Raw genomic sequence first — 21,875 nt, 5'->3', positions numbered from 1 at the left:
CATCTTTTTAATAGAAAAAGAGCGTCTTGTCCTCGGCAGGAATTTTTAAGCGGCATGCCGCTCCTGCTGTCTACGGTACAAATGATTATATTCACAACAATAGTCATCTTATCAGAAGACTATCCGTTTGTCAACATTATTTATTATCTGATTGTTACGCTTGAAGGATCGATTTTTACAGAAGGACCCATTGTAGTCGTAATGTTAACTGACTTCATGTATGTTCCTTTTGCAGAAGCCGGTTTCGCTTTTTGAACTGTTTCAAAAACAGTATTCAAGTTTTCTTCAAGTTTAGCGTCGTCGAATGAAACTTTTCCGATTGGAGCGTGGATAATACCAGCTTTGTCCGCACGGTATTCAACTTTACCCGCCTTGATTTCTGCTACAGCTTTCGCTACGTCAAATGTTACTGTACCAGTTTTCGGGTTAGGCATAAGTCCTTTTGGTCCAAGAACACGACCAATTTTCCCTACTTCACCCATCATGTCCGGTGTTGCAACGATAACGTCAAAGTCGAACCAACCTTGTTGGATCTTAGTGATATATTCTGCATCCCCTGCAAAGTCAGCGCCTGCAGCTTCAGCTTCTTTAAGTTTTTCGCCTTTTGCGAAAACGAGAACACGTTGAGTTTTACCAGTACCGTTAGGAAGCACTACCGCTCCACGGATTTGTTGGTCGTTTTTGCGCGTATCGATTCCAAGACGGAATGCGACTTCAACCGTTGCGTCAAAGTTGACTGTGCTAGTTTTTTTCGCAAGCTCGATCGCTTCTTTCACGTCGTATGCTTTCATATGTTCAACTAGTTTTGCTGCTTCTGTAAACTTTTTACCTCTTTTAGCCATTTAGAATTTCCTCCTCGATTGTGGTTTTAACGGGTTAAACCTCCCACGAATAAGGGTTGCGTGCTCCGGAGAACTAGCGCAACCCCCACTACAAACAACTATTGCTTTATAAAATCAATCTTCGATTGAGATTCCCATACTGCGAGCAGTACCTTCAACCATTGCCATCGCTGCTTCAACTGATGCTGCGTTTAAATCTTCCATCTTTTGTTCTGCAATTTCGCGAACTTTATCACGTTTCACAGTAGCAACTTTCTTTTTATTCGGCTCACCTGAACCTTTTTGAAGATTAGCTGCAACCTTCAGCAATACTGCTGCCGGTGGAGTTTTTGTAATAAAAGTGAATGAACGGTCTTCGAATACAGAAATTTCAACAGGAATGATTAGACCTGCTTGATCCGCTGTACGCGCATTGAATTCTTTACAGAATCCCATGATGTTCACACCTGCTTGTCCTAGCGCCGGTCCAACTGGTGGAGCCGGATTCGCTTTTCCAGCAGGAATTTGCAATTTAACAACCTTAATGACTTTTTTAGCCACGAGACACACCTCCTTAAGTCCGTGATGTGGTAATAGGGTTGCCCCTCCCACTCATATGTGCCTGCCGGCTCTCGCCGGTAGAATTTGATAGTTCGTCCAGACCAATCATTTATAGTCTGACCTTTGAAATGATACCACTATTTTGCATTATGTGCAAGTGGTAAACAATTATAATTTCTGTACTTGTTCGAAGTCGAGTTCCATTTTAGTCTCCCGACCGAACATATCAACAGAAACTTTCACCTTACCTTTGTCTTCATCGATTTCTTCCACTTTACCTTGGAAGTTAGCAAATGGCCCTTCAAGTACTTCCACCATTTCACCAAGCGTAAAGTCTATCTCGATCTTGCCTTCTTTCACGCCCATCTGTTTCAAGATGAATTCAACTTCTTCAGGCAATAACGGTGTTGGCTTTGCGCCGCCGCCCGATGAGCCGATGAAGCCTGTAACTCCTGGAGTATTTCTTACAACATACCAGGAATCGTCCGTCATGATGATTTCCACAAGAACATAACCAGGGAAAGTTTTTTTGAGGACAACGCGTTTTTTACCATCTTTGAAATCCGTTTCTTCTTCTTCCGGGATGACAACACGGAATATTTTGTCCGACATACCCATTGTTTCAACACGTTTTTCCAGGTTGGCTTTCACCTTGTTTTCATAACCGGAGTACGTATGAACGACATACCAATTTTTCTCCATATCCATAGTGACGAGGACTGTACGTCCGTCCCTCCTTTTTCATAGACAATTGAAAAAACCCGTTCAATCTGTCGGACGGGATATTTTCCAAGGAATTATTCATGTTTCTTTATTATAACGCAACATACCATTCCATTATCCGCGAAATGCCAAGGTCAATGAGCCCGAAATATATCGCCATGAAAAGGACTGTTGAAAGAACTACGATTGTGTAGCGCGTCAATTCTTTACGTTTCGGCCAGCTGACTTTTCTCATTTCCGAGACAACGTTTTTGAAAAAACCACTTAACTTGCTCATTATACCGTAACCCTCCGAATATAAGTATGATCTTGCTTTCAGACTAACCGTTTCATGCCGTCTGTTTGTGCAATGTATGTGCATTGCAATGGCTGCAAAACTTTTTAAGCGACAAACGTTCCGTTGGCTTGTCGTTACGTGCCGGTACCGAATAGTTTCGTGACCCGCATTTATCGCAACTTAAATTAATTTTCTTAGACATTCCCTCACCCTTTACGAATCATTGTTCTTGTCCGAAAAGTGACGAGGCGGCGTATGTTTGTATACGCAGGGAGCGGAGATGCTAGCTAAATGACACTTCAACTTGTAGTCCCCGGAATTTCTGAACATCTTCTCATAGTCTTGCTAAAGAGTACCATCTAACATTCATGATGTCAATACGATGGAAATTAACGATCAACGTACCGCGTCGACTTGCATATAACGCTCAAGTTTCCGTTTAATCCGCTGCAATGCATTGTCTACTGATTTAACCTGCCTGTTCAACTCTTCGGAAATTTCCTGGTAGGACTGCCCGTCCAAGTATAGCGCAAGCACCTGCTTTTCAAGGCTGCTCAATACTTTATTCATTTCATCTTCCATCTGGACGAAGTCTTCCTTATGGATAATGAGACCCTCAGGATCATCCAGGACAGGTCCCGCGATTACATCGAGTAATGTCCGATCCGATTCTTCGTCGAATACCGGTTTATCCAAAGAGACCGATGTATTCAGCGGTATATGCTTCTGCCTGGTTGCAGTTTTAATAGCCGTGATGATTTGCCGCGTGATGCATAGTTCCGCAAATGCCTTGAATGAACTTAACCTGTCCTCTTTAAAATCGCGTATCGCTTTATAAAGGCCGATCATACCCTCTTGGATAATATCTTCCCGGTCTCCGCCGATAAGAAAGTATGAACGCGCTTTCAACCTGACGAACGATTGGTATTTCCTAATCAGGAAATTTAGCGCATCTGTGTTTCCTTCATGTATGATAGCTATGATTTCCCCGTCGGATAACCCGGTGAAATCCGATATGCTGCCTTCAACGTATGTCCGCTCCACCATCTGGATCACCCCGGTCCGTTATCACTACTATATATATAACTAGTATACCGTAATGGAAAATTTTACGTCAACCGTTCATTTCATTCCACGTCGCCATTTTTCAAATATTTCTGCAACTTCGTCAGTTAAAGGTATCTTGGAAAGCGGCTGCTGCCCTTGGATAGTCTTCACTTTTGATGATATCAGTTGATCGATTTTTTTCATTTCAAGTTCGAGTTCCCTAGCCGACTTCCGGAGTGCCCCTTGTGCAAAAATGACCCATTGCTCCGTAAAATCCGAGGTGGCCACATGGATTTGCACGCGCCTCCCTCCCAATTCAGAGACAAGCTTTTCGATCCTTTCGTCGGCAGTTTCATTTTTTCTCGTATAGATGATTTCAACATTATAATTCAGCTTCTTCTTTTCAACACCCGGCGCAAGATGCGCATCGAATACGACAATGACGCGCCATCCGGTATGTGCCTTATATTCCGCCATCCGTTCAATCAGCCGGTCACGTGCATCCGCCAGCTTTTTCCGCTTCATTCCGCCCAGTTCCTCCCACGCGCCGATGATATTATAGCCATCAACTAGGAGTATATCTGTTTTCATCTGTTTGACTTAAGCGGTTGCCTCTTGCCCAGCACTTCGTACATGAGTATGGAAGCGGCGACGGAAGCATTTAGAGACGTAACATGGCCGATCATCGGCAAATGATAAAGGAAATCGCATTTCTCTCTCAAAATACGCGACATCCCTTTCCCTTCGCTCCCGATAATGACGGCCAGCGGTAACGTCGCGTCCATCAGTCTATAATCCACTGATTTAGCAGCGTCGGTTCCCGCTATCCAAACACCTCGTTTTTTCAGTTCCTCGACCGTTTGAGAAAGATTATTCACGCGCACGACGGGGATATGTTCGATTGCTCCCGTGGATGATTTAGCCACGACGCCCGTCAATCCGACAGCGCGGCGCTTTGGAATGATAACCCCGTGGACACCCGTTGCATCCGCCGTCCGCAGAATCGACCCTAGATTGTGCGGATCTTCGAGTTCATCGAGAATAAGAAAGAACGGATCTTCTCCACGCTCAGTCGCGACCGTGAATAGGTCTTCAAGTTCCGCGTATTCATATGCAGCAACCGACGCGATGATTCCTTGATGATTAACGTCAAGCAAGCCATCCAATTTTTGTTTCGGCACCGCCTGCACAATTATCCCCGCTTTTTTTGCCAGCGACAGGATTTCCCCGATACTTTTCATGTTGAGCCCTTCCGCGACCCATATCTTATTCAATTCTCTGCCCGATCGCAACGCTTCGACGATTGGATTTTTCCCGCCGATCAATTCAGATTCAACTTCAATTTCACGTTCAGTCATAGTGACCCCTCCTCCTTCGGCATTTCGATGAACCGGATTGATTCACCGATAATTTCTTGCACTCGCTCTGTTCTACCCAGTAAATGTAAATAACCGATGACCGCTTCAAATCCTGAACTGTAATTATACGTTACGACATCGGTGTTTTTAGGGACTGACCCGGATTTCGCATTGCGGCCGCGTCTCATGACCGCCTCCTCTTCCTTCGTCAAAAATCCTGTTTCCTGCATCATTTTCAGCGTGGCGGCCTGTGACTTTGCCGATACATAATGCGTCGCTTCCCTGTGCAGTACATTTGGCTTAACACGCCCCGAACGCAGAAGATGCTCCCGAATCGCTTGTTCGTAAACTGCATCTCCCATGTAGGCAAGGGCAAGGGCCTTTATTTGTTTAACATCTATATCGCGCAAGTTATACACGTTCGTCACCCTCTTTTCCAGCGAGTGCCTTGTGCCGTGTCTTCCAAAAGGATCCCCTGTTCTTTCAGTTGATCGCGAATTTCATCAGACCGGCCGAAATCACGGTTGCGGCGGGCTTCCAGACGTTCTTCGATTAACGCATCGATGTCTTCATCCAATAAAGAGGTTTCATCATCAAGCGGCACTCCAAGAACCTTCATCAGCCCATCGAATGTCTCAATGAAATGGTTAAGTACGTCAGATTGCGTGTTTTTCTCCAATAAATAAACATTTGCTAGCTTCGATAATTCGAATATCGCTGCAATTGCGTTAGCTGTATTGAAGTCGTCGTCCATTGCCAACTCAAATGCATTCTTGATTTCATCCACTTTATAATTCCAGATATCTTTCTGATCACCAAGGTCTGCAGACGCCTCAAGCCGATGCTTTAAATTGTTATAAGCCGTACGGATCCGTTCAAGTCCGTTCTGTGCGCTGACAACTAGATTCTCAGAGAAGTTGACAGGGTGTCTGTAATGCACGGATAACATGAAGAAGCGAAGCACTTTCGGATCGACCTGTTTGCGGATATCATTGACAAGAACGAAGTTACCGAGCGATTTGGACATCTTTTCGTTATCGATATTAATGTAACCGTTGTGCATCCAATAGCGCGCAAACTGCTTGCCTGTCATCGCTTCGGATTGAGCGATTTCGTTTTCATGATGCGGAAATGTTAAATCTTGACCGCCTGCATGAATATCGATTGTATCGCCAAGGTGCTCCCTTGCCATGACCGAGCATTCGATATGCCAACCCGGACGGCCTAATCCCCATGGACTCCCCCAAGAAATCTCACCCATTTTGGCTGCTTTCCATAAAGCGAAGTCGAGCGGATTTTCTTTCTTGTTACCTTCCTCTATACGCGCGCCAACCTTCAGTTCATCCGTCGATTGGTGGGACAGTTTACCGTAGCCATCGAATTTCTGGGTACGGTAATAAACATCCCCTTGTGATTCATAAGCGAATCCTTTATCAATCAATACTTCAACGAATTTAACGATGTCTTCAATATGATCCGTCACACGCGGATGAACATCCGCCTTGCCGCAGCCGAGGGCGGAGACGTCTTCGAAATAAGCATTGATGAAGCGGTCCGTCAGTTCGCCGACTTCTTCCCCAAGCTCATTAGCCGCTTTAATTATTTTGTCGTCCACATCCGTGAAATTCGAAACATATGTCACGTCATAGCCGCGATACTCAAGATAGCGCCGAACTGTATCAAAAACGATAACAGGACGTGCATTACCTATGTGGATATAATTATAAACAGTCGGACCGCAGACATACATCTTCACTTTGCCCTCTTCCATCGGGACGAAAGGCTCTTTCATGCGTGTCAGCGTGTTGTAAATTTGAATTGTCATAATAAATCCCCTTCCTTCACTTTTGAATCCTCTAATTGTTCGAGCCTGTTCTTTAAGTAGCCAATCTCGTTTTCAAGCATCTGGCATCTATCCGCCACCGGGTCCGGCATATCGCGGTGATCATGCTTACTCTTCACACGTACACCGTTCGCAATGACGACTTTCCCCGGAATACCAACGACCGTCGACTCGGGCGGGACGTCTTTCAGCACGACTGAACCTGCTCCGACTTTACTGCCCTCACCGATTGTGATGGAACCTAGCACTTTCGCACCTGATGCAACAAGTACATTGTCATGGAGTGTCGGATGCCGCTTCCCGCTTTCTTTACCCGTACCACCTAGGGTCACGCCTTGGTAAATCGTGACGTCGTTGCCTATTTCACATGTTTCCCCAATGACAACACCCATCCCATGATCTATGAAAAATCTACGCCCGATTTTTGCGCCCGGATGAATTTCAATTCCTGTAAAAAACCGGCTAATCTGCGAGACGAGACGAGCCAGGAATAACAGTTTCTTTTTATACAAAGCATGTGCAATTCGATGGGACCATAACGCGTGTAAGCCGGAATAAGTTAGGACAACTTCAAAAACATTACGTGCCGCCGGGTCCTGCTCAAATATGCATTGAACGTCTTCTTTCATTCTACGGAACAACTCATTCACTCCCCTTTTTTACTTATGTCTATATACAGCGGCCACTTCCGCTTTTCCAATAAAAAAATACGTCCCCGTCAAATAAATGACAGAGACGCATAGAATGCGCGGTTCCACTCCGCTTGGAAGGCGCTGACCTTCCCGCTTAACGCCCATAACGCTGGCGATGCGTCCGGCCTACTTACTTTCGGCACGGCACTCAAAGGGGCATTTCCACGTCACAGGGGCACGGATCATTTACAGCCGATGATGATCCTCTCTGTAGAGCTTGCAACGTGTACTTATCCTTCTCGACGATTTACATTTACTAGATATCATTCTATATATGTTGAGATAAAGAATCCCATTGAACCCGCTGCGGCGCTAGGGGATACCTCCCGCCATAAGCCAAGCAGCTTCGCCGCCAGTCTTATGGCTTCGGCTGCCCCTTATAAGGCGCCTGCGCTGTACTCATTTGTTCAACGTATATAATCTGTTCTTTAATATGTTTTACCAAAACTATTACTTTTCATTTTACATTCCAATAATTGAAAGTCAATGTTATTGTTTTGCGTATTTCGCGACTCGTGCGACTGACTTTTCTTTGCCGATCAATGCAATGGCTGCTTGCAATTCAGGGCCATGCGTCTGTCCGGTCGTCACGACACGAATCGGCATGAACAAGTTCTTTCCTTTATGGCCCGTTTCCTTCTGGACTGCTTTGATCGCATCTTTGATGGACGGTGCATCGAACGTTTCAAGTGCTTCCAGCTTCTCTTTGAATGAAGCCATCACTTCAGGCACTTGCTCCCCAGCAAGTACAGCTTGGGATTCTTCATCATATTCAATCTCATGATCGAAAAACTGGGCGGATAATTCAACAATTTCCGCTCCAAAACTGAGTTGGTCTTGGTAAAGGGCGATTAAATCGTGTGCCCATGCAGCTTCCGAGTCAGTCATCTCTTTATTGAGGAGACCTGCTTCTTGAAGGTGTGGCAATGTGAAATCAACCACTTCTTCAAGGCTCATCTTTTTCACGTATTGATTGTTCATCCATGTCAATTTTTGTTTATCGAACATGGATGGAGATTTGGACAGGCGGCTTTCGTCGAACATCTTAATCAATTCTTCGTGCGTGAAAATTTCCTCTTCCCCGACTGGCGACCAGCCGAGCAGTGCGAAGAAGTTGAACATCGCATCAGGTAAATACCCGAGATCTTTATATTGTGAAATGAATTGAATAATCGACTCATCTCGTTTCGACAACTTTTTCCGCTCTTCGTTAACAATAAGTGTCATATGCCCAAATTGCGGATACTGCCAACCGAACACGTCAAACACCATCAGTTGTTTCGGTGTATTCGTCAAATGTTCCTCTCCACGGAAAACATGGGAGATTTTCATGAAATGATCATCAATGACAACCGCAAAGTTATAAGTCGGTATGCCGTTCGCTTTCACTAGAACCCAGTCGCCGACGTCTTTCGATTCGAACGATACTGTACCGCGGACAAGATCTTCCACTTTATATGTAACGTTTTCCGGCACACGCATACGGATTGTATGCGGTAGTCCCGCCGCTTCTTTTCCCGCGACTTCTTCCGCGCTCAAATTGCGACATTTACCGCCATACATTGGCGCTGCGATTCCTGCAGCTTTCTGCGTTTCGCGCTCCGCTTCCAATTCTTCCGATGTACAGAAGCATTTGTAGGCGTGTCCGTTTTCCAATATTTCCTGACCGTATTTCGTATAAAGGTCTAGACGCTCCATTTGGCGATATGGACCGTATGGACCACCGATATCAACTGATTCATCGTAATCGATGCCAAGCCATTTCAAGTTATCAAGTTGGGAAAGTTCCCCCGCTTCGATATTTCGTTCAATGTCCGTATCCTCGATCCGCACGATGAATTTCCCACCGTGATGACGTGCAAAAAGATAATTGAAAAGTGCCGTCCGAGCCCCGCCGATATGTAGATGGCCGGTTGGACTTGGCGCATAACGTACGCGTACTTCTGTTGTCATAGGAATATCTCTCCGATCTGATTTCATTACTGTGTGTTATTTTACCACTTGCCAGAACCGTTTAAAAGCCGTTACGACTTAACGAGTAAAATAGTCGCCATGGAAGCGATTCCTTCTTCGCGTCCTGTGAAGCCTAATTGTTCTGTCGTTGTCGCTTTGATATTCACTTGCGACACATCCGCCTTCAGCAATTCTGCGACACGCTTGCGGATCACTTCAATATACGGTGCCATTTTCGGCTTTTGGGCGATGATTGTGCAGTCGATATTCCCAAGTTTATAGCCTTTTTCTTCTACTAGCGCCCAAATCTTTTCCAACAGAACTGCCGAATCGGCATCTTTGAACTCCGCGTCCGTATCCGGGAAATGTCTTCCGATATCCCCTTCACCGATTGCTCCGAGTGCTGCATCTGTAATTGTATGTAAGAGCACATCCGCATCTGAATGACCTGTCAGCCCCCTATCATGCGGAATCGACACGCCACCGATAATAAGCGGGCGTCCTGTCTCAAATTTATGCACATCAAAACCTTGTCCTATCCGTATCATCAAAAAACCTCCTACCTTCTTTTCAATAAAGCTTCCCCGAAAACGAGGTCTTCTTGTGTTGTCATCTTCACATTATCATAAGAACTTTCTACAATACGTACCGGCTCCCCAAGACGTTCGACGAGCATCGATTCATCCGTACCCAGAAAATCTTCAGCTTGCGCTTGGTCAGATGCTTGTCGCAACAAATCGTATTGGAACGCTTGCGGCGTCTGGATGATCCACAGCTTCTCACGGTCCACTGTCCCTTCGACAACGCCAGCCTGCGCATATTTCATCGTATCCTTCGCCCTCACGCCGGCAATCGCCGCCCCATGTCCGTCAGCCACTTCCACAAGTTCAGCGATGACCGACCTACGGATGAACGGTCTGGCAGCATCATGAACGAGGACAATACCGCCCGCATCATGCGCTCGTATACACGCTGCTACACTGCCTTGCCGTTCTTCTCCGCCATTCACCAAAGCTTTCACTTTCTTAATTGTAAACCGTTCAAGCAATGATTGTATCTTTGCGCGTTCATCCGGTTTTATCGCCAGGATAATTCCATCGCATGACGGATCTCCTTCAAATACCTCGAGCGTATGGATAAGAATCGGTTTGTCATCCAACTCCAAAAATAGTTTATTATATCCGGCACCCATTCGCTGACCGCTTCCAGCCGCCGGCATCATGACTGTATAATTCACGATTTCCATCCTCTTCTTTCTATGGTTGCATGCTGCTCAATTTGCCTTTGCGGCCTTCCCATTTTTGAGTTTCGCAAAAATCATCCTACCCGCCGAAGTCTGTAACACGCTCGTCACGATGACATCTATGGCATTGCCGATGTGGAACTTTCCGTCTTCTACGACAATCATCGTTCCATCATCCAAATAGGCGACGCCTTGGTTATGCTCTTTACCATCTTTCACAATGACGACATACATGTCTTCACCCGGAATGACAACCGGTTTCACTGCGTTGGCAAGATCGTTGATATTAAGCACGGAGACGCCATGCAGATCCGCGACTTTGTTCAAGTTGAAATCATTTGTCACGACGAGTCCGCCCATACTTTTCGCGAGATGCACAAGCTTCATATCGACTTCCGGGACACCGCTGAAATCTTCGTCTGTAATCATGATATTCGGTCCATCGTCGGTCTGCATACGCTTCAGGACATCAAGCCCGCGTCTGCCTTTCGTTCGCTTCAATGTATCCGACGAATCCGCGATATGCTGCAATTCCGTCAATACGAACTGCGGTACGACAAGCACACCTTCAAGAAAACCGGTTTCAGAAATATCGGCGATCCGGCCGTCTATAATCACACTAGTGTCCAAGACTTTGTAAAGCTTACCTTTTGCTTGTGCGTTTATATCCTCCACGTCTTTCTTTTTGGATCCGCTATTTTTCGTGGACTGCAACGCATGGAAGAATTCCTCGCGTTTCTTAAACCCGACTTGAAAGCCCAGGTATCCAAGAATGATGGATAAAAGAATCGGAAGTACAGATGTGATGATCGGTATCTGAATACTTCCCAAACCGAAACTGACAAGGAATGCAACACTCAAACCGACTATGAGACCGATTGTACCAAATAACAAATCAAAAATCGGTGCTTTCAACAAACGCTCTTCCATCCATTTAATAAAATTGACGATCGGTTCTGTCAGGAAAAGGCTGAGCAAATAAATAATCGCTGCTCCAAGAATTGCGGATACGTACGGATTATCAATCCACGGGGTCGAAGTAAAAGAAAATAATGTGAATAAATGCGGTAAAAATATAACACCCAGTGTTCCTCCAATTAGCAGGAATGAAACTTGAACCACCTTTTTCAACATATGAACCACCTCCTTTATTTACTAATTATACATGTTTCCCCTTCACAGCACCCAGATAAGCATAGAGAAGCGAGAAATTTCCTTCTATTGACTCAGGACTCCCGACCGTAGGTGAAAGTTCCCTGTTTTCGACTCATTGCAGTTGTGAAACGACAGGGGCTGCCGAAGCGGCAGTCCTGCCTTGCATTTATTCTGTAAAAGCAAGTTTCAAAGCATCGCTGACCGTTTCGACACCGACCACCCGGATACCTTTCGGATAATCCCAGCCGCCCAGATTCGAAGCGGGAACGATGGCACGTTCAAACCCTAGCTTCGCCGCTTCCGTCACGCGCTGTTCGATTCGGGAAACCCTTCGGACTTCACCCGTTAATCCAACTTCACCGATGAAACAATCGGACAATCCCGCCGCTAAGTCACGGTAGCTAGAGACGATGCTCATAAGCACGGCAAGATCTATCGCCGGCTCATCCAACTTCACGCCGCCAGCAACTTTAATGTAAGCATCCTGGGCTTGCAATAGCATACCCATCCGTTTCTCAAGTACAGCCATTAATAAGGAAACACGGTTTTGGTCGAGTCCGGTCGCCATTCGTTTCGGATAGTTGAAACTCGACGGAGTGACCAGCGCCTGAATTTCAACGAGAATCGGACGTGTCCCTTCCATCGATGCGACAACCGTCGAGCCCGCCCCACCTTGTGACCTTTCCCTAAGGAACAGTTCGGATGGATTAAGCACTTCCTTCAAACCGGATTGCAACATTTCAAAAATGGCGATTTCATTCGTAGAGCCGAATCTGTTTTTCACGCTGCGCAGAATCCGGTACGTATGATGACGCTCCCCTTCAAAGTACAGAACAGTGTCCACCATATGCTCAAGCAGCCGCGGTCCTGCGATCTGTCCGTCTTTCGTCACGTGACCTACAAGGAAAATAGCGATATTCTGCGTCTTGGCTATACGCATCAGCTGCGCTGTACACTCGCGCACTTGAGACACGCTTCCCGGTGCTGACGCCACTTCAGGATGATGAACTGTCTGGATGGAGTCAACGATGACAAACGTCGGTTTCACATCGGCGATCGTTTCATGTATTAACCCAAGATCCGTTTCCGCATAGATGTAAAGTTCATCCGACTTTACGCCAAGCCGTTCCGCACGAAGTTTCGTCTGGCGGATCGATTCTTCACCGGAGATGTAAAGGACACGCTGCCCCCTATTCGCAAGCAATGAAGACACCTGAAGAAGGAGTGTCGACTTTCCGATACCCGGATCCCCGCCAATCAGAATGAGCGATCCAGGGACAATCCCGCCGCCCAGAACGCGGTTGAACTCATCCAAGTCCGTGCCGATCCTTTGTTCCTGCACCATTTCGATTGAACTGATCGGCAAAGCCTTCTGCCGAATACCTTCAGTATGCTGAAAGGCACCTCGAGGACCTTTTTGAACGGCTATTTCAACTTCCTCTTCCATCGTGTTCCATTCCCCGCAGCCCGGACAGCGCCCCATCCATTTCGGCGACTCATAACCACATGATTTACACATGAATTTCGACTTTCTTTTTGCCATAAAATCCTCCAAACACGAAAAGGACAGTCCACCTCCCCCGAAAAAAGCAATCGGCAGATGGACTATCCAGTTCACTCTTTATTTTTCTATTGCCTCCGCTTTTTCAGCGAAATCCTTTTTTTCTGCATCTTTACCTGTCTTGACAACAAATTCGCCATCTTCAACATCGACAAGCACTTTACCGCCCACTAGAGCCGTCCCTTTCAAAAGTTCTTCGGACAGCCGGTCTTCGACGTGTTTCTGTATTGCACGACGAAGCGGACGGGCACCGTAATCAGGGTCATAGCCCACTTCTACGATTTTCATCTTCGCTTCATCCGTCAAAGCAAGTTCAATATCTTGTTCTCCTAGGCGTTTTGTCAATTCATTCGACATGAGGGAGACGATTTCACGCATATGCTCTTTTTCAAGTGAATGGAAAACGATCATTTCATCGACGCGGTTCAGGAACTCCGGACGGAACGCTTTCTTCAACTCTTCAAGCATCGCTGATTTCATGCCTTCGTAATCACGCCCTGCATCACCCAAGTTGAAACCGACATAACGGTTCTTCCTCAATTCTTGCGCACCCACGTTGGATGTCATGATGACAACCGTATTGCGGAAGTCCACTAATCGCCCTTTGGAATCCGTCAATCTTCCATCTTCCAAAACTTGCAGGAGAATATTGAAAACATCCGGATGGGCTTTTTCAATTTCATCCAACAGGACGACGGAATAAGGTTTTCGGCGTACTTTCTCTGTAAGCTGTCCGCCTTCTTCATACCCGACATACCCTGGCGGTGAACCGACGAGACGTGACGTCGAATGTTTTTCCATGTACTCGGACATATCAACGCGGATCATCGCATCTTCGTCCCCGAACATGACTTCTGCAAGTGCTCTTGCCAATTCCGTTTTCCCGATACCCGTAGGACCTAGGAAAATGAATGAGCCGATCGGACGTTTCGGATCTTTCAATCCTGCGCGCGCACGGCGTATCGCCCGGGAAATGGCCGTTACAGCTTCACTTTGTCCGATGACGCGTTGGTGCAGCATCTCTTCCATATTAAGCAGTTTTGCAGACTCCGCTTCAGCGATCTTAGAAACTGGAATTCCAGTCCACATCGCAACGACTTCCGCGATGTCTTCGACCGTCACTTCGGTCTCTTTTTGGCCTTGCTTTTCTTTCCAATCCGTTTTCGTCGTTTCGAGTTCTTCTTTCATCTTCTGTTCTTTATCCCTGAACGATGCTGCTTTTTCGAATTCTTGACTTTGGACAGCCGCATTCTTCTCAGAACGGATTGCCTCCAGTTTCGATTCAAGCTCCTTCAGATTCGGCGGCGTTGTATAAGAACGAAGGCGTACTTTCGAGCCGGCTTCGTCAATTAGGTCAATCGCTTTATCCGGAAGGAATCTGTCGGAAATATATCGATCCGACATTTTCGCAGCCGCTTCGATTGATGCATCAGTGATTTTCACACGGTGATGCGCTTCATAGCGATCACGCAGACCGTAAAGGATCTGGACTGTTTCATCGACAGTCGGCTCGTCGACTTGAATCGGTTGGAAACGTCGTTCAAGTGCAGCGTCTTTTTCAATGTATTTGCGGTACTCGTCAAGTGTCGTTGCACCGATACATTGCAATTCACCGCGTGCTAGCGACGGCTTCAGGATATTGGATGCATCGATTGCCCCTTCAGCTCCGCCTGCTCCGATTAGTGTATGCAGTTCATCGATGAACAGGATGATATTACCCGCTTGGCGAATCTCTTCCATCACTTTTTTCATGCGATCTTCGAATTCACCGCGGTATTTCGTACCTGCGACGACTGTTCCCATATCAAGCGTCATTACGCGTTTATCACGCAGGATTTCCGGAACCTCATTGTTGACGACTTGCTGCGCGAGACCTTCTGCGATTGCGGTCTTACCAACGCCTGGTTCCCCGATAAGTACGGGGTTGTTTTTCGTACGGCGCGCCAACACTTCGATAACGCGTGTGATTTCCTTGCTGCGTCCGATAACCGGATCAAGCTGCCCTTCACGCGCCACTTCAGTCAAATCGCGTGCCAGGCTATCCAAGGTCGGTGTTGCAGCGGAATTCGATACCCCTTGCCCCGCCGCTGAACTATCATTGCTTCCAAGAAGCTGAAGCACTTGTTGCCGTGCTTTATTAAGACTGACACCGGAGTTATTCAAGACACGCGCCGCGACGCCTTCCCCTTCGCGGATAAGAGCGAGCAGAATATGCTCTGTCCCGATGTAGGAATGGCCAAGCTTGCGTGATTCATCCACGGATAGCTCAATGACTTTTTTAGCTCTAGGCGTGTAATGAACGATTGGACCGACATCCTTTGTTCCAGCGCCTACAAGTTTTTCCACGCCTTGTACGATTGTTTCAAAGCTGACACCTATCGCTTCAAGCGCTTTCGCGGCAATGCCTCCGCCTTCACGGATAAGTCCCAGCAAAATGTGTTCCGTGCCGATGGATTCATGTTTCATCCGGATTGCCTCTTCTTGGGCAAGTTGCAATACTTTCTGTGCTCGCTGTGTAAATCGATTAAACATCATATTCAGTCCTCTCCTTCTATCTATATATATACAATCTGTTCCCTAAAAACTCGTATATTACTCACTAGAATTCCTAATAGTGAAAGATGAAAGAAAAATCACCTTGATTAATCGTATTCAACTCGATACGCAGGAACTCCTCTATCGAACAAATTGACTTTGACTATCTTTGACCTAACTATACCTAAACGAAAGGGGAAGTGCAAAAAACTTGCTCATTCTTCTTGATTATTTTCAGCTGGCGGCAATTCTTTTTCTACAATTAGCCGTTCCCGGAACAGCTTCGCCCTGAATATATCCCGTTCTTCCTGAGATAATTCCGTACTTGCATATTGCTGCAGAAAACCCGGCTGCATAAAAATCATCAATTCGTTCAAAATCGACATATCGACATCCCGTATGATATCCAAATCGATGCCGAGTCTGACATCCGAAAGACATCGAGCAGCTTCCCCCGAGGGCAGTAGACGGGCATAGCTGATTGTGCCCAGTGAACGGAAGAGCCTGTTTTCAAGTACAATCCTTGACTTCGCAAGTAACAATTCACGTGATTTGCGTTCATGTGCAATAAGCCGGGATGCAATATTTCCAAGATCCGTCAGTATTTCCTGTTCCGTTTTACCAAGCGTCGTCTGATTAGATACTTGATAAACGTTCCCGGGCGCCTCGCTGCCTTCTCCATAACTTCCACGGACAATCATTCCGAGCCGCGAAATCGCCGGAATAATTCGGTCAATCTGCTTTGTCATGGTTAGCGCAGGCAAATGCATCATGACCGACGCCCGCATGCCGGTTCCCGTATTCGACGGACAGCTTGTCAAATAACCGAAGTCCTCATCGAACGCATACGGTAATTCCTTTTCAAGATAATCATCGACGCGGTCTGCCTTTTTGTAGGCGTCTTCAAGCTGAAGTCCCGGACAGATGCACTGGATACGAATATGATCTTCTTCGTTCACCATGACGCTTATCGTCTCGTCTTTCGACAGAAGGACCGCGCCGTGCCGATCGGGCATAGCAAGCTGGGGACTGATCAGATGTTTTTCAACGAGTACTTGGCGTTCAAGCGCCGGAAGATCAGACATCTTTGTGTAGGAATACCCGCTTTCTGCAGAATCAAGCAGAACGCCCGTAACCGCCCTGTCAACCGCCATCGCTTCCTCTTCGGTGATCGCGATTGGAAAATGGTAGCCCGTCAAGTTTCGGGCAAGCCGGATTCGTGTCGACATGACGATGTCGGAGTTGTCTCCATGAGCCGTCATCCAGGCTGTCACTGCATTACGCATGAATTTTTCAATCGACATCGTTTTCTTCACCTCCATGGGCAAGGTGTTGCTTTAGTGTATTCGCTTCATCACGCAAAGCTGCGGCCTCTTCAAAGCGCTCCGCTTCCACGGCTTCTTTCATTTTTTCCCGAATCTCTTCAATTTTCCTTTTGACGGCATATAATTCATTGAATGAAACCGGCACTTTCCCTACATGGTTTGCATGGCCGTTATGGAGTTTCCCGAATACATGCGGCAATCTGCTCCGGAATGTGTCATAACACTTCGCGCAGCCGAACTTCCCGATATCAAGAAACTTTGGAAACGTCAACCCGCAAGACGGACACTCGGGTCCCTTTAGCACTTCCCCGCGCGACGGCTGCTGTGTCTGGAATGGATCCGAGCCGCTGAACCAATGCGACAGGAACTGCTGGATGGACAATGGTTCCTGATTCGGGTCGAAAAGGAATGTCTGTGAGTGGAAGGCACACTTCTCGCACAAATGGCGCTCCACCGAACCGACAACGCTTTCCTGGGTAATGCTGACGGATGCCGGCCTTTCTTTACAATTTTCACATATCACTGAAAGTCACCTCAAATCAGTTGGATTGGCGATTAATCGAGCTGCTCATAAATGAGCGTCAGGAGCATCGCTTGTAAAATACGTGCACGAATTATATCGCGTTCTGGAAGCGGCTGATGGATTGTCGTTCGATCGACAGCTGCAAGAATGAGTCTTGATTCGCGCTCCGATATCACTTCTTCTTCAATGAGCCTGTAAACTACATCCACGGCCATTGTATAGGAGGCTCCCGATTCAATACCTTCCAAAATATGTTCAATCAATTCTTTACGTGAATTTGCCTGGACACGGAAGATGCGGATGTAACCGCCACCGCCGCGTTTCGATTCAACTGCATAGCCACGCTCCGCCGTAAAACGGGTCTTAATGACATAGTTGATCTGAGAAGGAACACACTGGAACTTCTCAGCAACTTCATTGCGTTTTATTTCAATCGTGCCGCTCTGTCCCTCTTCGATTATCGCCTTCAAATATCCTTCTATAATGTCAGAAATATTTCGCAAGTCCTCACCTCTTTCATACGGGGAGATTAACCGTTGACTTTGACTATCTTTGACTTGATTGTACAGGACATTCCGCATGTTCTGCAATCGATACGCACCACACCCGACCAGTATCGACCTTGTGCAATACCTTTTAACCCCACTACACGAAAATGGAGCACAGGGCGAATTCGCCTTGCACTCCATTTTCTTTTATTTTATTCCATACTGACATTCGTCAACTCTTTCACAGGCAGGAATAACTCACCTGTTTCCAAATATGTCACGGCAAGTTTGTCGCCCTCTTGGATATAGATGGCAAGCGGTACCGTTTCAGAGGAAACGATGAAATTCCGGCCGTCATCCGCTAAAAACGAGATAAGTGTAAAGTCACCTACGCGCTCTTTGAAGACACGTATGACTGTCACCGCCGCCTTCGCTTCTTCAGCGCCGGAACTGCCGTCTACGCTGCTACTTCCGCGTTGAAGCGCCGTCTTATATAATTTCAACGCCTCGTTCGGAGAGTTACCGTAGACCGATATTTCCGGGTTCGCTGCCGATACGATGAAGTAGTTTTGCAGGAATCCGTTTGAATCGAGCACCGGTGTCAACCAACTTGCTTCCCCGTAAAAATTATACAAAACCGGCATTTCCCCGGTCCATTTCTTTTCGATGAATTTCTTTTCAATAATCTGAAGCGTTCCTTGTGAATCCATATACGACTCTTCAAGATTTCCCGTGTAATATGTCGCTTTGCCTGTTTTTCCATCAGTCAACGCATAGCCAAGCATCGAATCGACGCCTTCTTTCGGACTTGTGAAATCCGTGAAATAAAACATATGCCCATTTTCATCGAAGATCGGGCTGACATTCGCTTCCGTACCTTCATCGGACGGCAGCTTGACGTCTTTCTTTCCTACGATTGAATTCCAGAACCCGTGGATATAATTTCCGAAATAACTATTCTGCAAACTGACTGCTTCAGGTGAAACCGCCCCATCGATGAACTCCGGTATATCCTTAAGCGCATACTTCTTCACATCGCCACTCGCCGGATCAACCGTAACAATCCCTTTTACGTCAAAACCATTACGCGCAGTGATAAACTCTCCGAATGAGCGGATATAATATGGTTTTCCATCATCATCGATTTCTAGCTGAGCTTCCCCGTAAAAAATCAGGTTCGGCATTTTCATTCGTATATGACGTTCCACTTGTTTATGGAAGAATGAAGATGGTGTATATGACATTTCAGCTTTGATGAATTTCGGATTGTCTGCTGAATCGGTCGCACTCATCGTGAAATAACCAGGCGTCGTATCCGCATTCAACCATTTGAAGAAGCCCGAAAACTCAACAGGCGCAATATAGACGAATTTGCCGTCGACTTTCTGGATCTGCAAACTGCCCAGTTCATAATAACTTGTGTTCGGCACTTGCCCGAATGCCTTCTTCATTTTATTTCGCGCAAATTTAGGCGGCACGCTTGCGGGCGTTTTCGTTTCATCAAAAGCCTGGATTTCGACTTGCTGTTCCATTTCAACCGCTTTGTATTTCTTATCTGCATTGAACAGTGGCGCACTCAGTATATAAACACCAAAAACAAGAGCACCTAAAAACAAAACAATTTTCACTTGGCGATCCTTACCGCCCGCAGACAACGCCCCGAGAAAAGTGACAATCAGGAGCGCACTCCAGAGTGATGTCCAGTTGCGGTCCATGTTCGTCAAATAATAGAACCCGAACACCAAGATTGCAGCCACAATAGCTATCGCAGCAATTGCAGCTCCTCTATTGAAAGAAACCGAGGCTTTCGCTTCGTCCGCACTCCGTTTCGTTTGACGGCCAGGGATAAACGGCACAATCAGTAAACTGAACACGACACCCGTAATAATCGAGAATATAAGTAAGTTAATCATAACTACACCCTTTTCCATGATAATGATTTTTTGCTGATAGTAAGTATACGCTCCGATCAGGGAAATAGTTTCATTTTCATATTTGAAATTAAACGAGGTTTATCCATTTACAGATCCGGGCATAGGTAATAGAGAGGATTTTTTCCTGCCCTTCTTTTTTCCTCGGCCCCACAATCCAAAACAAAAAACTCCCCGGGTAAATAAACCATTGGAGGCAACATATTTTGAATTGGTATGAGAAGTTGAATGAATATTTCCCCGTTGAAGAGATGAAGTCAAAGGAACATATGGATGCATTACTGACGGACAAGAAAAGCGTGTATAAAAAAGACGAAGGACCGCATCATGTACTAATGTATGTCGAGTTCGAAAAGTTTATATTCGTCGACTACTTATTTGTCTCTACACAATCGCGCGGAATGGGGCTTGGCGGTAAATTATTGACAATGTTAAAATCCAAAAACAAGCCGATTCTCCTTGAAGTGGAACCGATTGATTACGAAGATACGGATACTGCGAAAAGGCTTAAGTTTTACTCTCGCGAAGACTTCACTCATGCACAGCGCATCGGTTATAATCGCCGTTCTCTTGCAACGGGCGAAAACACAGTTCTTGAAATCCTATACTGGTCACCGACAGATTCGGGTGAAGAAGAAATCTATAATGCAATGACACAGACATACGATGAAATACACACATATAAGGATGAAGCATTTTACGGTAAAAAGTATGACCCGACAGATAAAGTCCTTGTTTTCCACACAAAAGGCAAACGGAATATTCTTCAACCGTTCGATTCGTCCGAATGAAAAATGGACTTCCCGTTAAAATTGGGAAGTCCATTTTTTCATTTACACTGTGGCAGGCTCTTTCGCTAAAGGTTCCAAATCAATTTCGAATCCCATATCCTTTAGCGTTTGATAGTCTCTATCACTTTCCTGACCGGTTGTCGTCAAATAATCCCCAATAAAAATTGAGTTTGCCGGGTATAACCCCAACGGTTGAAGACTTCGCAAATTCACTTCACGTCCGCCAGAAATCCTGATCTCCTTTGTGGGGTTAATGAATCTGAACAAGCACAATACTTTCAAACAATACAGCGGTGTTAACTCATCTGTACCGCCAAGGGGCGTCCCATCCACGGCATGTAAAAAGTTCACCGGAATCGAATCTGCATCCATTGCATACAAACTGCGTGCCATTGAGACGACATCTTGTTTCGTTTCACGCATACCGATGATAACTCCCGAACACGGTGAAATACCCGACTGCTTCACAAGGTCGACCGTGTTTACGCGGTCCTCATATGTATGAGATGTCGTGATACTTTCATGATGGGTTGCCGACGTATTTATGTTGTGATTGTAACGGTCGACGCCGGCGTCTTTCAATCGGGACGCCTGGTCCGGTTTCAAGAGGCCAAGACATGCACAAACGGTCATATGCTCATGCTTCGACTTGATTTCCTTCACAGAATCGATAACAATTTCGAGTTCACGGTTCACAGGACCTCTCCCGCTTGCCACGATACAGTACGTTCCCGCATTCAATTCGGCTGCCCTTGCCGCACCCGCTACAATTTCTTCTTTTTTCATCATGGAATACTTTTCAATTGGCGCTTTTGAAATAATTGACTGTGCACAATACCCGCAGTTTTCCGGGCATAGTCCAGATTTAGTATTGATTATCATATTGAGTTTCACTTTATTCCCATAATAATGTTTCCGAATTAGATAAGCCGCGTGCAAGAGCGGCAGCAGGTCCTCATCCGGACTTTCCAATATCGACAGGGCTTCCTCATCCATCAGGGCATGTCCTTTGAGTACACGTTCAGCTAAATCAGCATAGTTTGTCATG

The 21,875-nt window shown here is 46.2% G+C and carries 23 protein-coding genes and 2 other annotated features (1 of these 25 only partly in view); of the genes, 1 reads left to right on the top strand and 22 read right to left on the bottom strand.

Going from position 1 to position 21,875, the window contains the following annotated elements; all coding sequences use genetic code 11:
• Positions 1 to 94, bottom strand: a sequence feature (ribosomal protein L10 leader region); it reaches 56 nt to the left of the window's first position.
• A 49-nt stretch (positions 95 to 143) separates the two neighbouring features.
• From rplA to HDC33_RS12570, 21 genes are all read right to left on the bottom strand, one after another.
• Positions 144 to 842, bottom strand: coding sequence for a 50S ribosomal protein L1 (gene rplA / locus HDC33_RS12670; RefSeq protein WP_179392945.1), 699 nt, complete (start codon positions 840 to 842; stop codon positions 144 to 146).
• A 114-nt stretch (positions 843 to 956) separates the two neighbouring features.
• Positions 957 to 1,382 carry a 50S ribosomal protein L11 gene (gene rplK, locus HDC33_RS12665; protein WP_179392944.1) on the bottom strand — a complete coding sequence of 142 codons (426 nt, stop codon included), beginning with the start codon at positions 1,380 to 1,382 and terminating at the stop codon, positions 957 to 959.
• Between the two features lie 168 nt (positions 1,383 to 1,550).
• Complete coding sequence (gene nusG, locus HDC33_RS12660) at positions 1,551 to 2,084, bottom strand: transcription termination/antitermination protein NusG (protein ID WP_179392943.1); 534 nt, start codon at positions 2,082 to 2,084, stop codon at positions 1,551 to 1,553.
• Between the two features lie 112 nt (positions 2,085 to 2,196).
• On the bottom strand, positions 2,197 to 2,382 hold the full coding sequence (secE, locus tag HDC33_RS12655) for a preprotein translocase subunit SecE (RefSeq protein ID WP_179392942.1): 186 nt from the start codon (positions 2,380 to 2,382) through the stop codon (positions 2,197 to 2,199).
• Positions 2,383 to 2,434: 52 nt separating this feature from the next.
• Positions 2,435 to 2,584 carry a 50S ribosomal protein L33 gene (gene rpmG / locus HDC33_RS12650; RefSeq protein ID WP_179392941.1) on the bottom strand — a complete coding sequence of 50 codons (150 nt, stop codon included), beginning with the start codon at positions 2,582 to 2,584 and terminating at the stop codon, positions 2,435 to 2,437.
• A gap of 194 nt (positions 2,585 to 2,778) precedes the next feature.
• Positions 2,779 to 3,429, bottom strand: coding sequence for an RNA polymerase sporulation sigma factor SigH (sigH, locus tag HDC33_RS12645; protein ID WP_179392940.1), 651 nt, complete (start codon positions 3,427 to 3,429; stop codon positions 2,779 to 2,781).
• Positions 3,430 to 3,504: 75 nt separating this feature from the next.
• Positions 3,505 to 4,020, bottom strand: a complete 516-nt coding sequence (locus HDC33_RS12640) for an NYN domain-containing protein (RefSeq protein WP_179392939.1) — start codon at positions 4,018 to 4,020, stop codon at positions 3,505 to 3,507.
• Positions 4,017 to 4,787, bottom strand: coding sequence for a 23S rRNA (guanosine(2251)-2'-O)-methyltransferase RlmB (rlmB, locus tag HDC33_RS12635; protein WP_179392938.1), 771 nt, complete (start codon positions 4,785 to 4,787; stop codon positions 4,017 to 4,019). The genes HDC33_RS12640 and rlmB overlap by 4 nt, the downstream gene beginning before the upstream one ends.
• The gene (locus HDC33_RS12630; RefSeq protein ID WP_179393148.1) at positions 4,784 to 5,149 is read right to left on the bottom strand and encodes a Mini-ribonuclease 3; all 366 of its coding nucleotides are present in this window, start codon (positions 5,147 to 5,149) and stop codon (positions 4,784 to 4,786) included. Before HDC33_RS12630 ends, rlmB begins: the two co-directional genes overlap by 4 nt.
• Positions 5,150 to 5,211: 62 nt before the next feature.
• Entirely contained in the window at positions 5,212 to 6,612 is a 1,401-nt protein-coding gene (cysS, locus tag HDC33_RS12625) for a cysteine--tRNA ligase (RefSeq protein ID WP_179392937.1), read from the bottom strand.
• Positions 6,609 to 7,271 (bottom strand): serine O-acetyltransferase, encoded by a 663-nt coding sequence (cysE, locus tag HDC33_RS12620; protein WP_179392936.1) that lies wholly within the window; start codon positions 7,269 to 7,271, stop codon positions 6,609 to 6,611. The genes cysS and cysE overlap by 4 nt, the downstream gene beginning before the upstream one ends.
• Positions 7,272 to 7,358: 87 nt before the next feature.
• Positions 7,359 to 7,574: a binding site (T-box leader), on the bottom strand.
• Between the two features lie 237 nt (positions 7,575 to 7,811).
• Complete coding sequence (gltX, locus tag HDC33_RS12615) at positions 7,812 to 9,275, bottom strand: glutamate--tRNA ligase (protein ID WP_179392935.1); 1,464 nt, start codon at positions 9,273 to 9,275, stop codon at positions 7,812 to 7,814.
• Positions 9,276 to 9,346: 71 nt separating this feature from the next.
• Positions 9,347 to 9,823, bottom strand: a complete 477-nt coding sequence (gene ispF, locus HDC33_RS12610; protein ID WP_179392934.1) for a 2-C-methyl-D-erythritol 2,4-cyclodiphosphate synthase — start codon at positions 9,821 to 9,823, stop codon at positions 9,347 to 9,349.
• An 11-nt stretch (positions 9,824 to 9,834) separates the two neighbouring features.
• The gene (gene ispD, locus HDC33_RS12605) at positions 9,835 to 10,512 is read right to left on the bottom strand and encodes a 2-C-methyl-D-erythritol 4-phosphate cytidylyltransferase (RefSeq protein WP_179392933.1); all 678 of its coding nucleotides are present in this window, start codon (positions 10,510 to 10,512) and stop codon (positions 9,835 to 9,837) included.
• Positions 10,513 to 10,548: 36 nt separating this feature from the next.
• Positions 10,549 to 11,652 carry a PIN/TRAM domain-containing protein gene (locus HDC33_RS12600; RefSeq protein WP_179392932.1) on the bottom strand — a complete coding sequence of 368 codons (1,104 nt, stop codon included), beginning with the start codon at positions 11,650 to 11,652 and terminating at the stop codon, positions 10,549 to 10,551.
• Between the two features lie 187 nt (positions 11,653 to 11,839).
• Positions 11,840 to 13,216, bottom strand: a complete 1,377-nt coding sequence (gene radA / locus HDC33_RS12595) for a DNA repair protein RadA (RefSeq protein ID WP_179392931.1) — start codon at positions 13,214 to 13,216, stop codon at positions 11,840 to 11,842.
• Positions 13,217 to 13,294: 78 nt separating this feature from the next.
• On the bottom strand, positions 13,295 to 15,769 hold the full coding sequence (locus tag HDC33_RS12590) for an ATP-dependent Clp protease ATP-binding subunit (RefSeq protein WP_218843268.1): 2,475 nt from the start codon (positions 15,767 to 15,769) through the stop codon (positions 13,295 to 13,297).
• 215 nt (positions 15,770 to 15,984) lie between these two features.
• Positions 15,985 to 17,073, bottom strand: coding sequence for a protein-arginine kinase McsB (gene mcsB, locus HDC33_RS12585; RefSeq protein ID WP_179392930.1), 1,089 nt, complete (start codon positions 17,071 to 17,073; stop codon positions 15,985 to 15,987).
• Entirely contained in the window at positions 17,063 to 17,617 is a 555-nt protein-coding gene (locus HDC33_RS16855) for a UvrB/UvrC motif-containing protein (protein WP_179392929.1), read from the bottom strand. The genes mcsB and HDC33_RS16855 overlap by 11 nt, the downstream gene beginning before the upstream one ends.
• Before the next feature lie 32 nt (positions 17,618 to 17,649).
• On the bottom strand, positions 17,650 to 18,120 hold the full coding sequence (locus HDC33_RS12575; RefSeq protein WP_179392928.1) for a CtsR family transcriptional regulator: 471 nt from the start codon (positions 18,118 to 18,120) through the stop codon (positions 17,650 to 17,652).
• A gap of 197 nt (positions 18,121 to 18,317) precedes the next feature.
• Complete coding sequence (locus HDC33_RS12570) at positions 18,318 to 20,018, bottom strand: hypothetical protein (RefSeq protein ID WP_179392927.1); 1,701 nt, start codon at positions 20,016 to 20,018, stop codon at positions 18,318 to 18,320.
• Between the two features lie 224 nt (positions 20,019 to 20,242).
• Here HDC33_RS12570 and HDC33_RS12565 point away from each other — a divergent pair, with 224 nt between their 5' ends.
• Positions 20,243 to 20,827 carry a GNAT family N-acetyltransferase gene (locus tag HDC33_RS12565; RefSeq protein ID WP_179392926.1) on the top strand — a complete coding sequence of 195 codons (585 nt, stop codon included), beginning with the start codon at positions 20,243 to 20,245 and terminating at the stop codon, positions 20,825 to 20,827.
• 42 nt (positions 20,828 to 20,869) lie between these two features.
• On the opposite strand, the gene bioB is transcribed toward HDC33_RS12565, so the two are convergent.
• Positions 20,870 to 21,874, bottom strand: coding sequence for a biotin synthase BioB (gene bioB, locus HDC33_RS12560; protein ID WP_179392925.1), 1,005 nt, complete (start codon positions 21,872 to 21,874; stop codon positions 20,870 to 20,872).
• Between the last annotated feature and the right edge of the window lies 1 nt (position 21,875).

Source organism: Sporosarcina sp. JAI121 (assembly GCF_013408665.1).
Lineage (GTDB): Bacteria > Bacillota > Bacilli > Bacillales_A > Planococcaceae > Sporosarcina.
This window is presented reverse-complemented; position numbering and strand designations above follow the sequence as displayed.